21 protein-coding genes are annotated in these 19,654 nt (G+C 67.6%); 6 read left to right on the plus strand and 15 right to left on the minus strand.

What is annotated here, in order from left to right; all coding sequences use genetic code 11:
* Nucleotides 1–4: 4 nt before the first annotated feature.
* Together IPI67_12420 and IPI67_12425 are read right to left on the minus strand one after the other, a co-directional pair.
* Nucleotides 5–601 carry a CoA pyrophosphatase gene (locus IPI67_12420; GenBank protein ID MBK7581003.1) on the minus strand — a complete coding sequence of 199 codons (597 nt, stop codon included), beginning with the start codon at nucleotides 599–601 and terminating at the stop codon, nucleotides 5–7.
* A 7-nt stretch (nucleotides 602–608) separates the two neighbouring features.
* Nucleotides 609–1,745, minus strand: coding sequence for an acyl-CoA dehydrogenase family protein (locus IPI67_12425; protein MBK7581004.1), 1,137 nt, complete (start codon nucleotides 1,743–1,745; stop codon nucleotides 609–611).
* Nucleotides 1,746–1,920: 175 nt separating this feature from the next.
* Here IPI67_12425 and IPI67_12430 point away from each other — a divergent pair, with 175 nt between their 5' ends.
* A complete protein-coding gene (locus IPI67_12430) occupies nucleotides 1,921–3,657 on the plus strand; it encodes a DUF2330 domain-containing protein (protein ID MBK7581005.1) in 1,737 nt (578 codons plus the stop codon).
* A gap of 15 nt (nucleotides 3,658–3,672) precedes the next feature.
* Here the strand turns inward: IPI67_12430 and IPI67_12435 are convergent, their stop codons facing one another.
* Nucleotides 3,673–4,902 (minus strand): penicillin-binding protein, encoded by a 1,230-nt coding sequence (locus tag IPI67_12435; protein MBK7581006.1) that lies wholly within the window; start codon nucleotides 4,900–4,902, stop codon nucleotides 3,673–3,675.
* 160 nt (nucleotides 4,903–5,062) lie between these two features.
* Here IPI67_12435 and IPI67_12440 point away from each other — a divergent pair, with 160 nt between their 5' ends.
* The 3 genes from IPI67_12440 to IPI67_12450 are packed head-to-tail and all read left to right on the plus strand — an operon-like array spanning nucleotide 5,063 to nucleotide 6,238.
* Nucleotides 5,063–5,395: a hypothetical protein gene (locus IPI67_12440; GenBank protein ID MBK7581007.1), complete on the plus strand. Its 333-nt coding sequence runs from the start codon at nucleotides 5,063–5,065 to the stop codon at nucleotides 5,393–5,395.
* An 11-nt stretch (nucleotides 5,396–5,406) separates the two neighbouring features.
* Nucleotides 5,407–5,568 (plus strand): hypothetical protein, encoded by a 162-nt coding sequence (locus IPI67_12445; GenBank protein ID MBK7581008.1) that lies wholly within the window; start codon nucleotides 5,407–5,409, stop codon nucleotides 5,566–5,568.
* A 1-nt stretch (nucleotide 5,569) separates the two neighbouring features.
* Entirely contained in the window at nucleotides 5,570–6,238 is a 669-nt protein-coding gene (locus tag IPI67_12450; GenBank protein MBK7581009.1) for a hypothetical protein, read from the plus strand.
* A 151-nt stretch (nucleotides 6,239–6,389) separates the two neighbouring features.
* Here the strand turns inward: IPI67_12450 and IPI67_12455 are convergent, their stop codons facing one another.
* From IPI67_12455 to IPI67_12470, 4 genes are all read right to left on the minus strand, one after another.
* Nucleotides 6,390–6,647, minus strand: coding sequence for a hypothetical protein (locus IPI67_12455; protein ID MBK7581010.1), 258 nt, complete (start codon nucleotides 6,645–6,647; stop codon nucleotides 6,390–6,392).
* Nucleotides 6,648–6,706: 59 nt separating this feature from the next.
* The gene (locus IPI67_12460) at nucleotides 6,707–7,426 is read right to left on the minus strand and encodes a hypothetical protein (GenBank protein ID MBK7581011.1); all 720 of its coding nucleotides are present in this window, start codon (nucleotides 7,424–7,426) and stop codon (nucleotides 6,707–6,709) included.
* Between the two features lie 83 nt (nucleotides 7,427–7,509).
* On the minus strand, nucleotides 7,510–8,283 hold the full coding sequence (locus tag IPI67_12465) for a haloacid dehalogenase-like hydrolase (GenBank protein MBK7581012.1): 774 nt from the start codon (nucleotides 8,281–8,283) through the stop codon (nucleotides 7,510–7,512).
* A complete protein-coding gene (locus IPI67_12470; protein MBK7581013.1) occupies nucleotides 8,280–9,044 on the minus strand; it encodes an NTP transferase domain-containing protein in 765 nt (254 codons plus the stop codon). The genes IPI67_12465 and IPI67_12470 overlap by 4 nt, the downstream gene beginning before the upstream one ends.
* A 131-nt stretch (nucleotides 9,045–9,175) precedes the next feature.
* On the opposite strand from IPI67_12470, the gene IPI67_12475 reads away from it, so the two are divergent.
* Nucleotides 9,176–10,468, plus strand: a complete 1,293-nt coding sequence (locus tag IPI67_12475; GenBank protein MBK7581014.1) for a M20/M25/M40 family metallo-hydrolase — start codon at nucleotides 9,176–9,178, stop codon at nucleotides 10,466–10,468.
* 78 nt (nucleotides 10,469–10,546) lie between these two features.
* Here the strand turns inward: IPI67_12475 and acs are convergent, their stop codons facing one another.
* The 8 genes from acs to IPI67_12515 all read right to left on the minus strand — a co-directional run bounded on the left by acs (nucleotide 10,547) and on the right by IPI67_12515 (nucleotide 18,101).
* Entirely contained in the window at nucleotides 10,547–12,508 is a 1,962-nt protein-coding gene (gene acs, locus IPI67_12480; GenBank protein ID MBK7581015.1) for an acetate--CoA ligase, read from the minus strand.
* A gap of 173 nt (nucleotides 12,509–12,681) precedes the next feature.
* Nucleotides 12,682–12,840 carry a hypothetical protein gene (locus tag IPI67_12485; protein MBK7581016.1) on the minus strand — a complete coding sequence of 53 codons (159 nt, stop codon included), beginning with the start codon at nucleotides 12,838–12,840 and terminating at the stop codon, nucleotides 12,682–12,684.
* Nucleotides 12,828–14,162 carry a PEGA domain-containing protein gene (locus IPI67_12490; protein ID MBK7581017.1) on the minus strand — a complete coding sequence of 445 codons (1,335 nt, stop codon included), beginning with the start codon at nucleotides 14,160–14,162 and terminating at the stop codon, nucleotides 12,828–12,830. Before IPI67_12490 ends, IPI67_12485 begins: the two co-directional genes overlap by 13 nt.
* A gap of 68 nt (nucleotides 14,163–14,230) precedes the next feature.
* Nucleotides 14,231–15,685, minus strand: coding sequence for a protein kinase (locus IPI67_12495; protein ID MBK7581018.1), 1,455 nt, complete (start codon nucleotides 15,683–15,685; stop codon nucleotides 14,231–14,233).
* 122 nt (nucleotides 15,686–15,807) lie between these two features.
* Nucleotides 15,808–16,071, minus strand: a complete 264-nt coding sequence (gene rpsT / locus IPI67_12500) for a 30S ribosomal protein S20 (GenBank protein ID MBK7581019.1) — start codon at nucleotides 16,069–16,071, stop codon at nucleotides 15,808–15,810.
* Between the two features lie 9 nt (nucleotides 16,072–16,080).
* Nucleotides 16,081–16,245, minus strand: a complete 165-nt coding sequence (locus IPI67_12505; protein MBK7581020.1) for a hypothetical protein — start codon at nucleotides 16,243–16,245, stop codon at nucleotides 16,081–16,083.
* Nucleotides 16,246–16,353: 108 nt separating this feature from the next.
* On the minus strand, nucleotides 16,354–17,514 hold the full coding sequence (locus IPI67_12510; protein MBK7581021.1) for a hypothetical protein: 1,161 nt from the start codon (nucleotides 17,512–17,514) through the stop codon (nucleotides 16,354–16,356).
* Nucleotides 17,511–18,101, minus strand: a complete 591-nt coding sequence (locus tag IPI67_12515) for a sigma-70 family RNA polymerase sigma factor (protein MBK7581022.1) — start codon at nucleotides 18,099–18,101, stop codon at nucleotides 17,511–17,513. The genes IPI67_12510 and IPI67_12515 overlap by 4 nt, the downstream gene beginning before the upstream one ends.
* 246 nt (nucleotides 18,102–18,347) lie before the next feature.
* Between IPI67_12515 and IPI67_12520 the strand changes: the two genes are divergently transcribed.
* Nucleotides 18,348–19,652 (plus strand): efflux RND transporter periplasmic adaptor subunit, encoded by a 1,305-nt coding sequence (locus IPI67_12520; GenBank protein MBK7581023.1) that lies wholly within the window; start codon nucleotides 18,348–18,350, stop codon nucleotides 19,650–19,652.
* The last annotated feature ends 2 nt before the right edge of the window (nucleotides 19,653–19,654 follow it).

Here is a 19,654-nt window from a genome sequence, read left to right on the forward strand (position 1 = left end):
GGTGTCAGCGGTCCTGGTCGGGGCTGATCCGCTCGAGCAACGACTGCAGCATGCGGTAGGTGAGCCCCCAGACCATCCGGCCTTCCACGTCCCAGGCGGGGAGCTCGAGTGACTGCCCGTCGAACACGTAGCTGATGCTGGTTGCGCCTTCACCGCTGGCGAGGGCCGTGAGTGGCGCCCAGATTGCCTCCTCGACCTCGACGTTCGGGCGGAGAACCGGCTCGCCCTCCAGCTCGAAGACAAACGGCGCGATGGTCATCCCGACCCGTCGCCCGCGCGCGATCGCGGGCAAGAGGGCCAGGGGCCCGAGCAGACGCGCCGAGCGTCTCAAGTCGAGGCCGAGCTCTTCGAGAGTCTCGCGTTCGGCGGTCGCGAGCAGGTGACGGTCGGTCGTGTCGTAGCGGCCTCCGGGAAACGCCATGTGACCCGACCACGGGTCCTGCTCGTGCTCCGCGCGGCGGATCAACAGCACCTCCGCTCCCGTCGCACCGGGGCGCAGCACCGCGGCCACGGCTGCGTAGCTGCCGTCGGACCCAGGTCGGGCCGGTTCGCCTGCGGGCGAGAGTGCGCGCCGGATGGGCGAGAGCTCGACTCGGGCCACGCTCGGACTACCTCAAGAGATCGCGCGCGACCACCATGCGCTGGATCTCGCTCGTGCCTTCGTAGATGGTCGTGACGCGCACGTCGCGCAGAAAGCGCTCCACCGGGAACTCTCGGATGTAGCCGTAGCCGCCGTGGATCTGCATGGCACGATTGCAGACCTTGTTCGCCGCCTCGCTGGCGAACAGCTTCGACATCGACGCCTCGCGCGTGAACGGCACGCCCTTCTCCTTGAGCACGGCCGCACGCAGGCACAAGAGGCGCGCGGCCTCGAGCTCGGTGGCGCTGTCAGCGAGCATCCACTTGATGGCCTGAAAATCCGCGATCGGTCGGCCGAACGCCTGGCGCTGTTGGGCGTAGGTCACGGCCGCTTCGAGGGCGGCGTGGCCGATGCCAATGGCCTGCGCCGAGATGCCGATCCGCCCGCCGTCGAGGGCCATCATCGCGATGCGAAAGCCCATGCCCTCGTCGCCGAGCCGTGCGTCGGCTTTGACCCGGCAGTCTTCGAAGGTGAGCGGCACCGTGTTCGAGGCGCGGAGCCCGTGTTTGTTCTCGGGGCGTCCGATGCTCAGCCCCGGAGCGCCGGCCTCGACCAGGAAGCAAGAGATGCCCTTGGCACCCGCTGCGCCGGTGCGGGCCCACACCACCAAGAGCCCAGCGTAGCCGCCGTTGGTGATCCACTGTTTCTGCCCGTTGATGACGTAGCCGTCGTCGGTTTTGCGGGCCGTCGTCCCCAGGTTCGCGGCGTCGCTGCCGGCGCCGGGCTCACTCAACGCGAACGCCCCGGTCACGTACTCCCCGCTGACCAGGCGAGGCAGGTGTTGCTCGCGCTGAGCGTCGCTGCCGAAGGCCTGCACGACCTCGCCCACCATGCTGGTGACGGCCATGGTCACCGCGGTGGAGGCGCAGGCGCGGGCGATCTCCTGCATGGCCAGCGCGTAGGCGACCACTCCGGCTTCGGAGCCCCCGTACTCACTCCGAAGGTTCACCCCGAACAGACCCTGGGCGGCGAGGCCCGCCACGATGTCCTTGGGAAAGGTCCCGCTCTTGTCGAGCTCCGCTGCGGCAGGAGCGATGACCCGCGTCGCGAAGTCGCGCGCGGAACTTTCGACCATTCGTTGTGTCTCGTTCAGCTCGAGCTCCATGGCGGCGGGTGTCATAGCACGGAGGAACCAACGGGGGGCGCGGCGCGCGAGCCCGCGCCGGGGTTCCGACCGGAGCCCTGCCGGGCGGCAGAGCGGGCTCGCCGTCCGGATGGAAAAACCGCGCGAGCCCCCAGCCGGCTTTTCGTCTGGCGCGACCGCGTCTAGGCTGCGCGCGATGCACAAGCTCGGAAAGCTCCTCACGTCATCGCTCCTGGTCACGGCTTTCCTCGGCGGCTCGCCGGATGCCCGAGCGCTGCCAGGTTTTTACGTGGGCAAGAAGGCCAGCGTGGGCACGGCTCACGCGACCCACATCGCGGTGATCCCCAAGGGCGAGACCACGATCGTCAGTGTGATGCCGGACTACGACGGCGCACTCGATCCGTTCGCGCTGGTGATGCCCGTGCCCGCCGACGTGACCGCCGACAAGATCAAGACCTTGAAGCGTGAGTTCGTCGACCGGCTCGAGATGATGACGGCGCCACGATTCATGGAGTTCTGGGAGATGGATCCGTGCGATCCGGGTCCACTCGAGCAAGAGTGGGAGCGCTCCAAGCTCGCCAGCGCGGACACCGCGTTCCTCGGTGGCGGACAGGTGGGCGGCGAGAAGAAGGTGCCGAAGGAGATGCTGCTCACCGTGGAGCCCGACTTCAAAGAGGGCGAGTACACGATGAGCCTGCTCGGCAAGGATCAAACCGGAGATCTGGCAGGTTTTCTCAAGGGCAAGGGTTACATCCTGACGGACCAGGGGGCGGCGGCCATCAAGCCCTACGTCGAGGCCGGCATGAACATCCTGGTGGCCGAGGTCGACACCAAACGCGTCGAGCTGGTGGGCGGCGAGCGTGCGTCACTGTCGCCAATCCGTTATTCCACGCAGACCGCCGTCACGAAATTCCCGGAAAAACTCGGCCTGGTGAACATCGACAAGAAACAAGAGACGTTCATCTACGTGCTGTCGCCGGACCAGCGTTACGAGGTGAAGAACTACGGCAACATCTTTCCTCCGACCAACATCAACGTCGACTTCTCGGTGAAGGAGCGCGTCGGCGAGTTTTACGCCGCGATCCACGACATGATCCAGGAGAAGGACCCGAAGGCCTTCCTGGTCGAGTACGCCTGGCCTGCCGAAGGCTGCGGACAGCCCTGCCAGAACGAGCCGCTCCTGCCCCACGAGCTCTTGAGCCTCGGGGGTGACGTGCTGGAGCTCAGTGTGCCCGAGGAGGAGCGAAATCCGGTGCCGCCGGAGCTCACGGAGGCGGAGAAGAAGGCGCAAGAAGCAGAGCTGAAGGAGCTGAAGCCGGCGGAGCGTCCCAAGGCGAAGAAGGAAATGGAGGCGGAGCGGAAGGAGCTGTTCCGGCGCAAGGCGCTCCTGGCTCGGCAGAAGTATCTCGTGACTCGACTGCACCACCGCTTCGACGCGACGAACCTGCCCAACGATCCCGAGATCGGGCCAGCGGGTCACATCGCCGGCGGCGCGAAGCTCCCGAAGGGAGAGAAGCTGGAGATCTCCACCGAGGTGAAGCCGGCGGACAAGAGCCAGCTGCAGACGCGGTACCTCACCTTCCACCCCTGGAAGGGCATGATGAAGTGCGACAGTCCCGAGCGCTGGCGCTGGGGCAAACCGCCGCGGGACTACCGTGGGCTGCGCAAGACCTGGGTCGCTGCCGACCTGACCCGGAAGGACCGTAAGCAGATCGATCCCAAGAAGGTCGTGCTCACTCCAATCCAGTCGCTGGGGCTGACGGGAGCGCCGCCGGCGGACGCCGCGGACGCTGGTGCCGACGCCGGGACGGGCGCACCGGAGAAGAAGAAGGGTTGCGGTTGCACGACGCCGGGCGGCGGCGCTGGGAGCGCTGGGTTCAGCGTCTGGGCAGCGCTCCTCGTGGCTGGAGCTCTGCTTCGACGACGCAGGTGAGTGGCGGTCGGGCCGCTACTCGCTGTCGGGCTTCGAGCCGCGGGAGGCGGGCGGCGGGTCCTGGAACGGATCGGACACGCCACGGCGACCACGCTGGTGGAAGTAGACGCGCAGCATGTCGCGCGCGACCTCGTTGGCCTTGCGCCGCCAGGACTTGCCGTTCTCGAGCATCACGCTGACCACGACCTCAGGCTTGCGGCTCGGAGCAAAACCCGTGAACCAGCTGGTAGTGGGGCCGCCCTTGTTCGCCTGCAGAGTTCCGGTCTTGCCCGCGACCCGCACGCGAGGCAGGTAGGGGCGCCCGGTCGGATCGCTGAAGGCTTCGGCGGAGGTCCCCTCGCGCACCGTGACCTCCATCATTTTCAGCAGGCGACTCGCGGTCCAATCGTCGGTGACTCGACCCAACATTTCGCGCTGATCCGGGGCCTCGAAGCCCTCACTTTTGGCAACGATCCGCACCCGGATGCGGCGGCCACCCGCGGCGACCGTGTACGCGAGCTGGGCCGCGCCGAGCGGCGACAGTGTGCTTCCGGTGAAACCGGCTGCCGCGCGCGCGAACTCGAGATCGCCGAACGGCAACGACGACGTGCCGAGCGGAATCTTGGCGTCGAACGGCAGGGACTGATTGAAGCCAAAACGCCGCGCGGCGTCCGCCAGCTCGTCGCGGGACAGGTGTTCGGTCACCAGCTGCGCGTAGGCGGCGTTGCGACTGTGCCCGAGGGCGAGAAAGAATGGGGAACAGATCACCCGACCTGTGTGGGGTGCCTCGAGGTGGCGCCGTTCGATGCCGTGTGTTCCACCTGAAGTGCACACCTCGGTGCGCGGATCGACCGTACGTTGCTCGAGCAGCGCCGCCGTCGTCACCAGCTTGAATACACTGGCTGCGGGCTGTCGCGCGCCGAGCAACACGGAACCCTCCGGACTCTTGCCGCGCGTGTACTCGGCGAACGCGAGCAGGCGACCGGTCCGCGCGTGGATCAACGTCACGGCGCCCTGCACTGGACGTGCCAGCGCAAGCAGGCGCCGCGCCGCGCGCTGCAGCTTCGGATCGAGCGTGAGCACCGCGTTCCCACCCTTGGTGAGCGGCGCCGTGGCTTCGTGATCCGAGACGCTGATCCGGGTGAGGTCGACCTCGGGGGTTCGGTCCTCGTCCGCCCGCACCACGCGCGGCATCAGCGCGACGAGAGCGGCAATCGACAGGGCGCTCGCCGCGCCCGAGATCAGCGGGCGGAGCCTCGTTTCCACGCTGGTATTGGTAAGCGTTCAGGTTCCCCTCGGCCAACTTGCCCGCGGCATGTTTTATCAAGTACTTCGATAACTTGTCGCAGGTAGGATAATGTAGGTTCGAAGTTGGCCCCGAGCTGGAGTCGGGGCCTACGATCTCGACGGAGCACGGAGGATTTTCATGGAACGTCGAGTGGGCCTCAGGGGACGAACCGATTTCGGAGTCGTCGCGCACGACGGCGTGCTCGCCTCGCGCTGTCGCGGCATCGAGGTCTCGCCAACCGGCATCATCGTGGACCGCGGGCGTACGCCCGCGGAGCACCACCAGGGATTGCTGCAGAAGCTCGTGCTTCGGCTCCCGGAACGGAGTCTGCCAATCACGGTGTGGGCGCGGTCAGTGTGGGTGCGTGGGACCCATCAAGCCTTTCGCTTCGTCAGGATGTGTGATGCGGACCGGCTGACGCTGGCGGAGCACCTGGACGTGCTCACGCTGCGAGGAGCCCTGGTCGCGTGAGGGTAATGACCATGAATCAAGTTGCACGGGTGGGCGCGCTGGCGCTCGTGGGTTTCAGCGTCGTTGGCTGCGTGGTGCCGGCGGCTCGTTACGAAGAGGCACGCTCGGCGATTCCGGGTGGAGCAAGAGGCTCACCGTCGCACCCAGGAGCGCCTGACCGAGGTGAGCCGTGACATGGAGCGGCTGCACGCATCACTGAGCTTGCGCGAGAGGAAGCTGGAGCAGCTCGAGACCGAGCTGGCCGAGCAGCGACTCTCGGCGGACGTAGCGGGTACCGAGCGAAAGTTCGCCACGGAGATGGTGGAACAGCTGCGCGGAGAGCTCGGTCGAACCGGTGAGCACCTGCGGGAGTTTGCTGGCGAAAGGGCCAAGCTCTCGCTGGCGCTCGACGCCGCCGAAGCGCGCGCTCGCCGGCTGTCGGCCTGCGAGGCCTCGCAGGCCGACAACGCAGCCATCGTGCGAGATCTGGCCGTGGCGCTGCACGAGCCGATCGCTCAGGGCGAGGTCGAGGTCTCCGTGCTCGAGGGGCGGCCCGTCGTGCGCATCAACTCGTCGGAGCTGGTCGGCGAGACGGCGGGAGAGATCGGGCAAAAGGTGATCACCGCGATCGCCGCCATCACGGCTCGCCATGCCGAAAGTCGGGTGGCCATTCGCGAGACCGGCAACGTCCCGGCGGCGGAAGCGGCCAAGCGCCTCCGCAGCGTGAGCGACGCGTTGACCAAGAGTGGTCTCGGTGCGGCGCGGCTCGAGCTCTCACCAGCGGCGACACCGACCGCGGCCACACCAGCCCTCGAGTTGAGCGTGTTCGCGGCCGACGACGTCGCGCCCGAAGTGGAGAAGTAAGGGAGCGACCGCCGCGTCCGACGCGGAGCAGGCCAGAGAGGCAGAGAGTTCACAGGAAGGCGGAAGGCAGGAAGGAAAATTTTCTCTTTCCGCCGTTCCGCCTTCCTGTGATTCCTCTGCTCTCCTCTGCTCTCCTCTCCTCTCGTCGCTGTCAGTCGGCTTGGCGGGGGCGGAACGTGATGTCGATCTCCAGGGCGTCGTCCGGGTTTCGACCGCGGGGAGCGGGTAGGGCGCTGAAGCGGGGGTGAGCCCGGAGCGCCGCGAACACCGCGCGCAAGAGCTCCGGCTTCAGCTCGCGCTCGAAGCGCTGGAACCAGGCATACCCGTCTTCGTCCCCCTCGTACTCGTCGCCGAAGGTCGCCGTGAGGTGGAGGTCGATGCTGAAGCTGCGCTCTTCCCGGTGGTCCATGTCCCACGGAGTCTTCGACTCGATGGGGCCGCTCCGCAAGGGTCGGGCCAAAAGCCCGTTCAGAGCTCGAAGCTGACCTTGGCGGGCCAGCTGCCCGGCGACGGGAATTTCGTGCTCTTCAGCACATCAACCAGGCAGTCCACCACCGCCTCTCCCTGTTCGTCGGACGCTGCGACGCCCGCCGCGAGCACTCTCCCGTCGGTACCCACGTAGGCGGTCGCGCTGAACGAACCCGGAGCGCCTCCCTTGCACTTCTTGATCTCACCCGCGCGCGAGCCAATTGAGCCGCTGACCCGGCCGCTGTCCCACTCCGTGGGTGGACGCACGTCGTTCGGGGGATCGAAGTCGAACCCCTTGCGGGCGAGCCCCACCTGGCCGCCCACCGGTGCTGGCCACTGGGCGGCGCGGAGTGCATCGAGCATACAACGCTCGGTCTCGCGGTCCCCCAGCGACGACTTCTCCAGGTGAGCATGCACGACCCTGCCTTGCAGGTCGATCTTCACGAAGAACCCGGCCTGACCCCCGATGAACTCGACCCGCTTGGCGCCGTCCGCCAGACAACGCTCGAGCTTCTTCAAGCTGGCCCCGAACGCCTTGGTGATCTTGCCCTCGTCGAGGGCGCCGATCTCCGCCGAGACGTCCAGCACCGGGCCGTCCGCGTGCTCGTCAGCCTCCTCTTGGTGTTTGGGCGCGGTCTTCGGCGGGGGCTCACTCCCACCACACGCGGCGATCGAGGACAGAAAGGCAGAGGCGGCGGCGAGGGCCCGGAGGTTGCACATGATCGAACCACACGGTTATCGCGGCTGCGGGGGAACGACAAGCGCTCGCACGCTCGCGCTGTCCCCCACGGCCCGCCGCCCGTTCAATCCTCCAGGATCACCGTGCGCCGGAGCGCGGTCAGCGCAGCGAGCAGCTGGGGCTTGGGCCGTACGGCCACGCCGAGCTCCGCTGCGCCGAGCATTTCCAGATCGAACGGGCTGTCGCCGAAGCTCGCGAGCCAGGCGCTGTCAGCGAACAGCTGTCGGCCGAACTGGACCTTGCTCGGCCCGTACGGCACGGGACTCGCCAGCCGGGGAAGCACACGACCGGCGTCGAGGGCGGGGGTGGTGCCGGCGATGTCAGCGGGGCCCACACCAAAACGGTGCGCTGCCTCCTCGACGACGAAGCGCGGGGACGCGGAGATGACGACCACCCGCACCCCAGCGCTCCGCGCCCAAACAAACACGGGATCGAGCGTGTGATTCACGCGCGCGTCGAGCTGGGTCTCCGTCAGCGCGTCTCGGGTCAACGCGCGCAGGTGCTCGAGCGAGTGGCCCGCGAAACACCAGGCCATGATTTCGCAGACCGTGCGCTCCGGGAAACGGCCCTCGGCGTAGGCCTCGAACATGCCGAGGGCGAGATCGTTGCTGTCGCCGGTGAGCGCGAGCTGATGGTCGCGGGCGATCTCCGACAAGCGGTCCTTCGCCTCTGCCAGGAGCAGGCGTCGGGCGAGGATCCAGTGGAAGACGTCCTCGGCGACGTCGCCGCGCCAGAGCGTGCCGTCGCCATCGAAGGCCAGGACTGCGGGGGACCGCCCGCGGTGGAGGCGATCGAGTCGAGCGACCAGCTCATCGACTGTGACTCGCGTGGGGGTCAAGGGCGGGTGTTCCACCACTCCTCGGCCAGCGCCAGGTCCTCACGCGTGTCGATCTCCATGTAGCCGCCGCGGGTGTCCTCTTTGACCATCTGGCTGCCGCCTTCGAGCATGTGCTGCAGGAGGTCGATCAGGTACGCCTTCTGGAACTCCCGACCTTCGCGGAAGACTTTCCCGGAGTATTCGGCCTCCGCGCGGTCGAACGCGCCGAGGAGCTCACTCGCGCCGAGTCGGTCGAGCTTCATCACACCGATGAACTCGCCGCTCGCCTCGTCGCTCGGAATGTGGCGACTGAGCCGCGTCACACGACGGCCGTCGGCGCACAGTTTTTCGGCGTCCGACTCCGGATGCAAGGAGCGCTTGGAATAACGGCGGCGCCACTCGGTGTCGCAGCCGAGTACGATCGGCTCCCTGGCGGCGACCAGCTTCTCGACCACAGCGCCTTCGTAGACGATGTCCGCGTAGGTCGAGACGAAACCCTGAGTCAGGTGCTCACGGGCACACAGCAGCGAGAGCAAGATGTTGTTGCTCTGCCAGCTCGTGTTCCGCACGAAGGTGAACTCCGGGTAGCGGGCGCGCACGACGTCTTCGGCGTAGCCACACACGAACACCACGTCGCTGCGGGTGAATCCAGCCTGGGCCAGCGCGTCAAGGATGAAGTCCAGCATCGGCCGGCCCATCACCTGCACGAGCGTCTTCGGGATTTCGTCGGTTTCCGACCCCAGCCTGCTTCCGCGGCCGGCGCCGATAATCACGGGGCGCATCGGCGCGCAGCATAGACTACAGCCGCGCTGCCCGCACTCGCTGCGGGCTCGGGCAGAGCGGGCTGCACGGCTCCCGGGTGGGTCGTGAATTTCGCGCGGGCGCTCGCGGCTCGCCGTGTTATTCGCGCCGGGTGGGAGATCTAGAGCTGAACGAACCCCGATTTCTGCGACTCTTGTCGGAGCTGGTGGCCTACGGCCCGCGGCTCGCGAACTCGCCGTCCGCGGGGCTCATCCCCGAAGAGAAGCTCGCCGCCGATCGGGTGCTCGAGTTGCTCGCGCCGGAGATCGCCTCGGGCAGCGTGCGCGCCGAGCTGCTCTCGGCTCCCGGCCACGAGCGCAGGCCGAACCTCGTGCTGACACTCCCCGGCAGCTCGGGCGAGATCATCGGCTTCGTTGGCGCGCACTTCGACGTGGTCCCGGCGGATCGCGAGGGCGAAGGTTGGACGCGCGACCCGTGGAAGCTCGAGGTCGACCGCGGCGTGCTCTACGGGCGTGGTGTCACCGACTGCCTGGGGCACGTCGCGCTCCTGGCGGATCTCGTCAAGACCCTGGCCGAGACCGGGCAGAAGCCGAGGCCCACGCTGAAGGTGGTCCTGATCTCGAACGAAGAAGAGGCTCCGCTGCCGGAGATCGGGCTAGACTACGCGGCGTCGGTCGGTGCCCTGGACGACCTGGCGCGGGGCACGATCTACTGGCTCGACAGCGCGGACTTCGGTCCCACCGTCGGCACGGGCGGCATGGCCATGTGGCGGCTCGAGGCAAGCGGTGTGGGCGGGCATTCGGGCATGACTCAGAACTGCGTCAACGCCCTCGAGCTTGGCGCGGCGGCAGCGCGCGCGCTCGTGGAGTGGTTCGAGCAGCGTTACGCGGCCCACCCCGACGAGGAGACGTGGGGTTTTCAGTCAGCGTCGACGTTGAAGGCCACACGCATGCACGTCCCGAACGACAAGCTCACCAAGATCCCGGCCCTGGCGGTGATCGAGGGCGATATCCGCCTGACACCGTTCTTCGACCTCGCGGAGGCCATTGGTGGCGCGGAGAGCTTCGTCGCCGAGCTCGACCGCAGAATCGAAGCACGCGATCCGCCCCGCGGTTTCCCGCGCACTCATACCCAGGCGGGAGAGCGCGGCCACGTGAAGCTCTCGCGGGTGGGCCGTGGTATCGAGGGCATCGCTTGTCGGCTCGACTCGCCGGGTCTCGACGCGCTGATCCGTGCGCTCCGCGTTGCGCGACCCGGAATCGAGCCCAAACCCTACAGCATGACGGGCTCGCTACCGCTGGTGCGCGCTCTCTCGCGGCGCGGTTTCGACGTGCAGATCACCGGCTTTGGGCGCAGCACGTACTATCACGCCCCCAACGAACAAGCCGAGCTCGAGCACTTCCGACAGGGTCATCGGATCTTGCTCGAGCTGCTCGGACTCTGAATCGGGCCTGGCCGTGTCGGGCGAAAGCCGATTCTGAATCAGGAGCCGACCGCTCCCACGTCGCGGCCCCAGCGCGGCTCACTCTTCCGTGCTGCGGAGCTTTGCCAGAACGTTCAGGTCCTCCAGCGTGGACACGTCACCTTTGGTCTCGCGGCCGGCGGCGATGTCCTTCAAGAGCCGACGCATGATCTTGCCGCTGCGGGTCTTGGGTAGGCTGTCGGCAAAACGGATCTCATCGGGCGCTGCGAACTTCCCGATCTCTTGCCCGACGTGGGCTTTCAGCAGCTTGACGAGCTCATCCCCGGCGGAAAACCCTGGTTTCAGCGTCACGAACACCACCAGGGCTTGCCCCTTCAGGTCGTCCGGGCGACCCACGGCCGCGGCCTCCGCCACCGACTTGTGCGAGACCAGCGCGCTCTCGATCTCTGCGGTCCCGATGCGGTGACCGGAGACGTTCAGGACGTCGTCGATGCGGCCGACGACGTGGAAGTACCCGTCCTCGTCGCAGCGCGCCCCGTCGCCCGTGAAGTAGTTGCCGGGGATTTCACTGAAGTACTGTTGCTCGAAGCGCTCGTCGTCCCCCCAGATGGTGCGCAACATGCTCGGCCACGACTGGCGCATGACGAGCAGCCCGCCTTCGTTGGCGCCGACGCCCTTGCCGTCCGTCGTCACGACCTCGGGACGCACACCGAAGAACGGCAGCCCCGTCGACCCGGGTTTGCTGGGAACGGCGCCGGGCAGGGTCACGAGCATGATCGCGCCCGTCTCGGTCTGCCACCACGTGTCCACGATCGGGCAGCGCTTGGCGCCGACGAGCTCGTGGTACCATATCCACGCCTCCGGATTGATGGGCTCACCCACCGTGCCGAGCAGGCGCAGGCTGTCGAGGTTGCTCTTTTTTACCCAGTCGTTGCCGGCGCGGATGAAGGCACGGATAGCGGTGGGCGCGGTGTAGAGAATCGAGACCTGGTGTTTCTCGATGATCTGCCAGAAGCGGCCCCAGTCCGGGAAATTCGGCGCGCCCTCGTACATCAAACACGTGGCTCCGTTGGAGAGTGGGCCGTACACGATGTAGCTGTGGCCGGTCACCCAGCCGACGTCCGCCGTGCACCAGTACATGTCGTCTTCCTTGAGGTCGAAGACGTACTTGGTCGAGACGTGGGTGCCGGCCAGGTAGCCGCCCGTGGTGTGCAACACACCCTTGGGTTTGCCCGTCGATCCCGAGGTGTAGAGGATGAACAGCGGGTGTTCGGCGTCGACGATCTCGGCAGCGCCATTGGCGGGGTCAGCGGCCTTCGAGACGTCGTCCCACCACACGTCTCGCCCGCTCTTCATCTCGACCTTCGCTAGTTCGTCGTTCAGGCGCCGGAGAACCACCACCTTTTCGATGCTCGGTGTGGACTCGACCGCTTTGTCGACCGTTGTCTTGAGTGGGATCACCTGCCCGCGTCGCCAGGCGCCGTCTTGCGTGAGCACGACCTTGGCGCCGCAGTCGTTGATGCGGTCACGCAACGACTCGGCGGCGAAACCGCCGAAGACCACGCTGTGGGGAGCGCCGATGCGCGCACACGCCAGCATGCCGACCACGACCTCGGGGACCATGCCCATGTAGATGGCTACGCGGTCGCCCTTCTTCACGCCGAGCTGGCGCAGTGCCGCTGCGAAACGTACGACCTCCGCGTGCAGCTCGCCGTACGTCCAGCTGCGGACCTCGCCCGGCTCGCTCTCCCAAACGATCGCTTTTTTGTCTTTGCGCTGCTCGAGCTGCCGGTCGAGGCAGCTCTCGCTCACGTTCAGCTCGGCCCCCACGAACCACTTCACGTGGGGCAGCTCGCCCTCGCTGATCTTGGTCCACGGCTTGCGGAACGAGAGCTCACGGGTCTCGCGCTTCCAGAACGTGTCCGGGGAGTCGATGCTCTCTTTGTAGAGCCGCTCGTAGTCCGCCTTGTTCTGGATGCGGGCCGTGCTGCGGAACTCCGCACTCGGTTCGAAGCGGCGGTTCTCGGCTGAAAAGGTCGCGATGGCTTGGCTGTCCGTCATGGCTTGTCCCCTCGGAGTGGCGGCGCGCTCGCCGGTTGTGCGACGACGCACTTGGTCCCAGCGAGCACAAAAAGCGACCCCCATTTACCACGGCCGCGCGTGTGCGGAACCGAACTCCGGGTCACGCCGGACAGATACCGGCGATCAGCCGGCATTCCGTGCGGCGTCCGCGCTCAGCGCGGCTTCCACTCGCTCCAGCCGCCGCGCAGACCAATGCCGCCCATCAACAGGCCGCCGGTGTCTTCGAACGGTGTCCAGCTCGAGCCGTCGTCGCGCGACCCCTTGGCGTTCGACGCGCCGTCGATGAACACGAGCCCGTTCAGCTCGAGCAAGAGGTGGCCCCAGTTGTACTGGATCCCGACCTCGAGCAGGAAGTACGGATCCCAACCCTTGGCGCTGCCGCCGGGCATGGCCTGGCCCCGACTTGTTTCGAATCCGGAGCGTCCAACTTGATCTCGTGGCGGACTGCGCCGGCGCCGACGACCGACGTGAAGCGCAGCGTCTCCCCTCCGCTCATGATGCGCAGGTTCGGACCGAAACGCGTCGAGTCGAGGGTGAACGAGCGCTCGAAGGCGTTGTCGGTTCCGCACTTGCGAGCTTGCACGTTGGTGTCGCAGGCCTTGTCGACTTTGTGTGAGCCGCCTTCGACCAGGAGCTCCACGGCGACCGGTGTCCAGATCCGATAACCAGCCCGCACACCCAACGAACCGCCGGTCACCTGGCTCTGGTCGAGCTCGAGCCCGGCGGGTGCGTTGCGCAGACCCACCCCGGACAGTGCCAGGAGTGCGTACCAACCGCGCTGCTGTGGCGGGGGCGGACCGCCCGGTTTCGGCCGATCGTCGGGGACCAGCACGGCCTTCACCTCGACGGTCTTGCCGATTTCGACGGCGAAGGCCTGCTCGAACTGGCGGAAACCGTCGCGGTAGACCTGCACGTAGTGACGGCCGGGTTCGAGCGGTCCTCTCCAGCGCGAGAAAGCGAGGGCCTTGCCGTCGATGGCGATGGCAGCCTTGGGGTCATCGCTGGTGACGGAGACGAAGCCGGCGTTCGCCGTGAGAGCGAGGTCGATAGGCACGTCGCGCTGGGCGCCGGCGACGCGGATCGTGCGCGCGACGCGCGCGTAGCCGGGAGCCTCGGCCACGACTACGTGCTCTCCCGTGTTGAGCTGCGTGCTCGCGCCGAGCTCGTTCGGTTCTAGCGCCCGCCCGTCCAGGAAGACCCGCGCTTCGGCAGGCGTCACCCGGACGACGACGCTGCCGACGAGGGAGCCCAGCTCGGTGATGGCGTCGCGCAGCGACTTTTGTTCGTCCGCCGAGATCTCACTCTGGTGCCGAGCGAGCAACTTCTTCAGTGTGTCGATGGCGTCGGTGTAACGAAACAGCTCCTTCTGACACAGAGCGATGTTCTTCAGCGAGCTCGGTCCTGGTTTCAGTTTGTAGGCCGCGTCGAACTCCGCGAGCGCTCCCTTCCAGTTGCTGCCGTTGAACAACTTGACGCCATTCTGGAAGTGGCTCCGGGCCTCGATGGTCTTTGGGTCTTCGGCGGGGGCAGCCGGGGTGGCTGCCGGCTGCGCAAACGAGCGCGGACTCGTCGTCGCCACAGCGAGGGCCACGAGCCCGACCAGCCGCCGTCGTCCGGTAACCAAGGCGTGCACGACCACCGTCCAAGGGTTTTGCCCGATTGGGGCGGCGGGGTCACGCCCTTCTTACACGGCGGCCCGACTCAAGGGCCGTGGGTGTCCAAGGTCAGTCCCGTCGCGACACCCGGCGGGTGGGGTCGCGTCGGCGGCGTGCTCGCTGAGGCTTGGCTCGACGCACCCGGCTTGAGTCCGGGTTTCGGGGGCCAGCCGGGTTTGACTGCGTTCTGGCCTGCGTCCGGCAGCAGAGCGGGGGACGGAGCGCTGCTCGCCGCCGCATCGGCCACTGGCGCGACCCCCAGCGCTGGCGTCGGAGGCGTCACGACGCTAGCGGCCGGGAGTGCGCGCGTCGTTGGGTCCGGCTCCGGCGGCCGTTCACGATGCGCGCCAGGCCCGGTCATGATCGCCGCGGTCCCAGCGAACGCGGCCAGCGCGCCCACGAGGCCCGCCACCCAGATGCGTCGGGCGTGGGTGCGAGGATTCGATGCTCCGCTCGCGAGCACGAGTTCCGCACCCTCTCCCAGCGGCACCGCGGTACCGCCGGCGGTCACGACCTTCGCCGCCGCCGGGTCGCCCGGCGTCGAGGCCTTGCCGATGGGATTGGTGTCGCTCGTGCTCGCGAACTGCGCGCGAGGCAGTCCCAGCCCGCCGGTGCGCAGGAGGCCCGGCGCGGCCATGCCCAGGGCGTCGTAGAAGTCGTTGGCGTCCTGCCAGCGTGCATCGCGCTCGCGCATCAGCGAGCGCGCGATGACGTCGGCGACGGCCTCGGGGATCTCCGGTACCAAGCTGCGAATGTTGGGAGCGTCCTTGGTACAGATGTCGATCAGCACCGCTTCGTACACCGAGCCGATGTGCGGTGGGCGACCGGCCAGGGCCTCGAACAAGATGGCGCCGACGCTGAAGAGGTCCGAGCGGCCGTCGATGTCGCGGAATGCCTGCGCCTGCTCCGGAGACATGTAGAACGCCGTACCGAGCACGACCCCGCGGCGAGTCAACGTGTCCGCGGTCGCCTCGCGGCGTGTGATCTTGGAGATGCCGAAGTCGACGATCTTGACGAACATCGGGTCGTCATCGCGGCGGCACAAGAAGACGTTGTCGGGTTTCAGATCGCGGTGGACGATGCCGGCGGCGTGGGCGCGGGCCAAAGCTCGCAGCACTTGCCCGGTGATGTGGATGGCGTCGGCCAGGGGAATGCGCCCCTCCCGTTTGAGCAGCGCGCGCAGATCCTCACCGCTCAGGAGCTCCATCACCAGGAATGGTCGGCCGTCATCGGTAGAGCCCGAATCGAAGATGTGAACGATGTGTGCGCTCTCGACGGCGCCGGCAGCCTCGGCTTCCCGCTGGAAGCGGGCGATCGAGTCGCGATCTCGGGCGGCGCCGCGGTCGAGGAACTTGAGCGCGACGCGTTTGCCGATGGCGATGTTGGTGGCTTCGTACACCGCGCCCATGCCGCCGCGGCCGATCAATCGGTCGACGCGGTACTTGTCGGCGACGGTCACGCCCGCGAGCGCTTCGTCCTGATCCACCTCGGGGCTACCCATGCGACTCTCGGTCCGCGCGTGGCGCGACCTCGAGCGATGTTAGCACGCAGGTTGGCCTGGGTTTTCCAGGGGCAGCCAGGCGCGGCGCGTGGGGCGACGCCACGACGCGTGGAGGCTCGACGTCAGCCCAGCTTGGCGAGGGCGGCCTGGATGCGCGAGGTGGTGCGCGACGCCGTCTTCTTGTGAATCACGCCCTTCTTGGCCGCCTTGGCCAAGGCCACGCTGGCCGACGCGACGCTGCTCTTTGCGACGGCTTTGTCGCCGCTCTCGACGGCGGTGCGAGCCTTCTTCACGGTGGAGCGGACGCTGCTCTTGGCCGCGCGGTTGCGCTCGGTTCGAACGAGTCGCTGCCGATTACGTTTTCCTGCTGACGGGTGGTTCGCCATGGCTGTCTCTCAGGCGCTCTTCTTCTTGGCGTCCGGCGCTTTCGCGTCGTAGCCCTCGGGGTGGATGGGGAATGCCGGCGTCGTGGCGCGCGAGCGGGCTCGCTTCTTGGAGCGCCCTGCTCGGGAAGCGTTGATGGCGCGGCGGCGCTCACTCTGTTTTGTGGACGAAACCATCGGCGAATCCTCGAAAACCCGCGGCCTTCCGGCCTGGGGGGCGGGGAATATGCGGGACGCGGCGCGCCTTGTCAACGAGAGTCGGGCCAAGCTCGGAGCCCGGGGTCTTCAGGGGCGGACCGCGGAGCCCACGCTGAAGCTCGGGCGCGCAAAGGGCTGCACCCGAGCCTTGCCGAGGGCGGCCTTGATGCAGGCCTCGGCGGGGGTTCCGGCCGCTTTCCCCGACACACCCACCGACTTCACCCGACCGTCCGCGCCGAAGGTGATCGTGGCCCGGGAGGCTTCGTCTTGGCCCGCCACGCAGGCACGGGCTGAGCCCATGACCGAACCGATGGCGGCCTGGACCGCGCCCGTCGATGGTTTGTCGGGCAAGTCGCCCGCCGTTGCGGCGGGCTTCATCTTCGCCGCTTCGTCGTCCTTTTTGTCTTCCTGTTTTGCGACCGGGGCAGCTGGAGGCTCGGGCGCCGGCTCGGCGCTGCCGGCCTTCGGGGCGGCTTCGGGTTTTGCTTCGGCGCCCTTCAGCGCGAGCTTCTCCCCGCCCTGCGGTCGCCCGGCGACGGCCTCGGGGTTGCCCTGCGCGAGATCGTCGAGGGCCACGATGTCGTCACCCGCGGCGCTCGCGGCAGGCTGAGTTGCTGCGGCGGGCTCCGCTGCTGGGCTGACCGTCGCGGCTGCGACAGCCGCAGGCTCTGCCTGACGCTGAGCCCGCACTACGATCGCCGCGGCGGCTGCCAGGCCCACCAGACCGATTGCTGCCATGGCGAGCGGGCCCGCGGCGGAGCGTCGTCGTGCGAGGTCGACCGGCGGCGCGCCCGCGCCCGGCGTGCCCTGAACCGACACCGGCGGCGGAGCGCTGATGCGCGTCGCGGCTGCGGCCGCCATCTGTGCGGCCTCGGCGCGCACCGCATCCGCAATGGCGGGTGCGCTCGCGCGGGCCGAGTTCGCGAGCGACAGGCTCTCGAGCGCGATGTCGTTGGCTTCCTCTTTGGGTTTCTCTGCCGCCAGGCTGCGCGCCAGATCCGCCAAGCTGCGCGGCGGCGCGTCGTCTGCCGCTGGCTCTTTCGCAAAGCCCGGCTCGCCGGCTTCCGGTGGAAGTGGCGCGGCGACGAGCGCGGCGCTGTCCTCGTTGCTGTCGGCCGCTGCGAGTCGCCCCTCGATCGACTTCGCGCTCTCTTCCCAGGCGCCGTCCTCGCGCTCACCAACGGGCCAAGCTCCGAGCATGGCTTCGAAGGGCTCCGGGAGCTGCTCTTCTCGATCTTGCTTGCTCATTTTTTGCCCGAACCTTCCGAGTAACCTTGACGCGACAGGTGGGCACGCAGCTTTTTCCGCGCTTCGTGCACGCGCCACGCGACGGTGCCTTCCGGGCACCCGAGCACCTGCGCTGCCTCGCCGTGAGACAGCCCGTCGATGCTCACCAAGATCAACGTCGTGCGTAGCGTCTCGCTCAGGTTGTCGACGCCTTCGGCCAAAGCCAGTGCGGCCTGGCGATCCGCGGCCAACCGCGCCGGGTCGGCATCGACGCTCTTCTTGTCGGCGAGCAGCCCCTCGATGCGCGGATCGTCCGGCGTCGTGGCCTTGCGCCCCGACTTGCGCGAGCGGATGGCATTCAAAGAAAGATTCACGGCTATCCGGTACATCCAGGTGAATGGCTCGCTGCGCCCATCAAAACGATCGAGCGCACCGTAGGCCCGCACAAAAGTGTCCTGAGTCACGTCCTCGGCTTCCGCGGCATCGCGCAACAAGTGCACCGCGAGCCGGTAGATGCGTTTCTGGTGGCGACGGACCACGACACCGAACGCCTCGGCATCGCCCTTTCGGGCCGCATCCACCAGCTCACGGTCGCTCTTTTGAGACATGCTGGTCCCGGCGTGCGGCCCTGACCAACGGGAGAGTCAGTCAGGGTCGAATACGACGGGTCACGATAGTTCAACACCAAGCGCTTGGACAAAAGGGCGGCAGTAGACTTGGGCGCGATCTCGGCTTTCGGTCAAAATCCCGAGATTACGAGGAAAATCGCCGGCCCCGGCTGGCGGCCCGGGGCACAAAAGGGGCCCTGGTCCCCAGACAGCGGGCCTCCGCGCTATACCGATCCCGCTTCGCCCATGAGTGCAGACCCCGACAATGGCAACGGCACCCAGCCCGGTGTCGTGACCGACGCCGTCCGTGAGTTGGAGAAACAGCTGCGCGCCCAGGGCGCCCGGCGCTGGCTGCGCCGGCTCGCCGTCGTGGTGGTGCTGGCGGGGGTGATTGGCGGCATCGGCGCGTACCGACGCGCCACCCGCCCGCCTCCGACTCCGCGTTTTGCCACGGAGGTCATCGAGAGTCGCGACGTCGTCGAGCAAGTTCAGTCCACCGGCAGCGTGAAACCTCTGACGGAGGTCCAGGTCGGCGCTCAGGTGTCCGGCCGCATCGTGAAGGTCCATGTCGACTTCAACACCACCGTGAAGAAGGGCGATCTGCTGGCGGAGATCGATCCCACGCTCTACGGCGCACAGGTGAGTCAGTCCGGCGCTCAGCTGAAGGCGGCAGAGGCGAGCGCCAAGCGCGCGCAGGCGCGCCTCTCGACGGCGGCGGCTGGGCTCAAGCGTCTGCAAGGTCTCAAGGCCGAGGGCATTGCCACGCCTGCGGACGTGGAGCAGGCACAGGGCGAGCACGACGTGGCCGAGGCGGATCTGGCGGCGTCGAAGGCGCAAATCTCCCAGATCCGCGCGCAGCTCTCGGGTGCTCGCACGACGCTGGCCTACGCGCGGATCTTCTCGCCCATCGACGGCATCGTGGTCAACCGCGCCATCGACCCGGGGCAGACCGTAGCAGCCAGCTTCTCGGCGCCGGTGCTGTTCGTGATCGCGCAGGACCTGGCAAAGATGCAGGTGCTCGCGGAGATCGACGAGGCCGACGTCGGCAAGATCCGAGAGAAGATGAAGGCCGAGGTCGTCGTCGACGCGTTCGTCGGTGAGAAGTTCGAAGGCACCGTGACCCAGGTGCGCTTCAGCCCGAACAACGTGCAGGGTGTGGTCACGTATTCGGCCGTGATCGAGGTGGCGAACCCGGCGTTCAAGCTGCGTCCCGGCATGACCGCCACCGTCACCATCAAGACCCGCGAGGCCAAAGGCTCATTGGCGGTGCGCAACGCCGCGCTCCGGTTTCGCCCACTCCCGGAAAAAGACGAGGACGGCAAGCCAAAGCCGGTGAAGCCGCCCCCACCGCTCGACCCGGGCAAAGGCCGCGTCTACGTGATCAGCGGCGGCCCGCTCGGCTCCGAGACCACCGAAGACAAAGTGGTCGGTGTGGGCATCACCGATGGTGTCTGGACCGAGCTGGCCGACCCTGCCGGGCTCGTCGCGGGGCAGGCGATTGTCGTCGAGCAACGCGAAGACAAACAGAAAAAACGCTTCGGCATGTTCTGATC

It is taken from the genome of Myxococcales bacterium (genome assembly GCA_016706225.1).
Lineage (GTDB): Bacteria > Myxococcota_A > Polyangia > Polyangiales > Polyangiaceae > JADJKB01.

Excerpts from the sequence above, each read along its gene's own strand:
- IPI67_12425 (MBK7581004.1), bottom strand. The coding sequence starts at position 1,745 with ATGGAGCTCGAGCTGAACGAGACACAACGAATGGTCGAAAGTTCCGCG.
- IPI67_12430 (MBK7581005.1), top strand. The coding sequence starts at position 1,921 with ATGCACAAGCTCGGAAAGCTCCTCACGTCATCGCTCCTGGTCACGGCT.
- IPI67_12440 (MBK7581007.1), top strand. The coding sequence starts at position 5,063 with ATGGAACGTCGAGTGGGCCTCAGGGGACGAACCGATTTCGGAGTCGTC.
- IPI67_12445 (MBK7581008.1), top strand. The coding sequence starts at position 5,407 with ATGAATCAAGTTGCACGGGTGGGCGCGCTGGCGCTCGTGGGTTTCAGC.
- IPI67_12450 (MBK7581009.1), top strand. The coding sequence starts at position 5,570 with ATGGAGCGGCTGCACGCATCACTGAGCTTGCGCGAGAGGAAGCTGGAG.
- IPI67_12455 (MBK7581010.1), bottom strand. The coding sequence starts at position 6,647 with ATGGACCACCGGGAAGAGCGCAGCTTCAGCATCGACCTCCACCTCACG.
- IPI67_12460 (MBK7581011.1), bottom strand. The coding sequence starts at position 7,426 with ATGTGCAACCTCCGGGCCCTCGCCGCCGCCTCTGCCTTTCTGTCCTCG.
- IPI67_12470 (MBK7581013.1), bottom strand. The coding sequence starts at position 9,044 with ATGCGCCCCGTGATTATCGGCGCCGGCCGCGGAAGCAGGCTGGGGTCG.
- acs (MBK7581015.1), bottom strand. The coding sequence starts at position 12,508 with ATGACGGACAGCCAAGCCATCGCGACCTTTTCAGCCGAGAACCGCCGC.
- IPI67_12495 (MBK7581018.1), bottom strand. The coding sequence starts at position 15,685 with ATGGGTAGCCCCGAGGTGGATCAGGACGAAGCGCTCGCGGGCGTGACC.
- rpsT (MBK7581019.1), bottom strand. The coding sequence starts at position 16,071 with ATGGCGAACCACCCGTCAGCAGGAAAACGTAATCGGCAGCGACTCGTT.
- IPI67_12505 (MBK7581020.1), bottom strand. The coding sequence starts at position 16,245 with ATGGTTTCGTCCACAAAACAGAGTGAGCGCCGCCGCGCCATCAACGCT.
- IPI67_12510 (MBK7581021.1), bottom strand. The coding sequence starts at position 17,514 with ATGAGCAAGCAAGATCGAGAAGAGCAGCTCCCGGAGCCCTTCGAAGCC.
- IPI67_12515 (MBK7581022.1), bottom strand. The coding sequence starts at position 18,101 with ATGTCTCAAAAGAGCGACCGTGAGCTGGTGGATGCGGCCCGAAAGGGC.
- IPI67_12520 (MBK7581023.1), top strand. The coding sequence starts at position 18,348 with ATGAGTGCAGACCCCGACAATGGCAACGGCACCCAGCCCGGTGTCGTG.